The sequence below is a fragment of the Actinomadura logoneensis genome (assembly GCF_003428695.1).
Taxonomy (GTDB): domain Bacteria; phylum Actinomycetota; class Actinomycetes; order Streptosporangiales; family Streptosporangiaceae; genus Spirillospora; species Spirillospora logoneensis.
Genome location: NZ_QURH01000467.1, coordinates 1 through 1,097, shown reverse-complemented (window position 1 = coordinate 1,097; position 1,097 = coordinate 1). Strand labels below are relative to the sequence as shown.

1 pseudogene is annotated in these 1,097 nt (G+C 76.7%); it reads left to right on the top strand.

The features are described from left to right. Nucleotides 1-368: 368 nt before the first annotated feature. Nucleotides 369-1,097: pseudogene (locus tag DZF91_RS23360) on the top strand (hypothetical protein); the annotation flags it as partial.

The window sequence follows — 1,097 nt, the reverse complement described above, 5'->3', positions numbered from 1 at the left end:
GTCGCGCCGGGCGAGCCGGACGGTCCGCCGCCGTCCGGCCGCGCCTGCGGAGCGGGCTTCCCGCATCCCGCGCCCGCCGCCAGCAGCGCCACGGCCACCGCTCCGGCCAGGGTCCTCACCGGCCACCTCGACGCACGCACCACGCCTCCTTCACCTCTTCTCCGGCCCAGTTCGGGTCCGGTTCAAGCCCGGTCCCGATGCGGCCACCACCGTGGCCCGGCCCCTGCCGGACGCCCGGCGGCGACCGTCCGGGTGCCGCACACCACACGATGTGACACTAGACAATGACACATTCGAGACTGGCATACTCCGGGCCGTGGGTGGAATCACCCCCCGAAACCGCCCCCGACCGCCCCCAGGGAGCGACCATGCTTCACCGACCCCCCGGCGCCGCCCCCACGGCCGCGCGCCTGCTCGACCACCCGGCCGCCGCGTACCTGGCGCAGCCGGACAAACCCGCCGGCGGCGCGGCGATCGGCCAGGTGCTCATCGCCTCCCTGGCCGCCGCCGTCCTCACCGCCGCGCTGCTCCTGCTCGGCTGGGGCCACCGCAGCGGACGCCTCGACTGGCTCACCCGCGCCGCCGCCCTCGCCGAGCGCGGCCCCGGCCGCGGCCTGCCCGGCTGGGCCGCGCTGCCCTCCGTCGTCGCCCTGGTGTCCCTGCTCACCGCCCTGCTCGGCATGTACTGGGACATCTCCCTGCACATCTCGCACGGACGCGACGTCGGCCCCCTCGCCAACATCGCCCACTACCCGATCCTGTTCGGCCTGTTCGGGATCTTCACCGCGGGCGTCCTCGCCGTCGTGCTCCCCGCCCCCGGGCAGCGCCCCGGCGCCGCCGCCGTCCGCGTCACCCGCACCTGGCACGCGCCCACCGGCGGCGTGCTGCTCGCCGGAGCCGGCTTCTACGCCCTGCTCGGCTTCCCCCTCGACGACGTCTGGCACCGCATCTTCGGCCAGGACGTCACCCTCTGGGGCCCCACCCACCTGATGCTCATCGGCGGCGCCGGGCTCTCCCTGGTCGCCATGATGGTCCTCGAACGCGAGGGCCGCCGCGCCCACGCCGCCGCCGCGCCCGACGGCCCCCGCCCGCCCGCG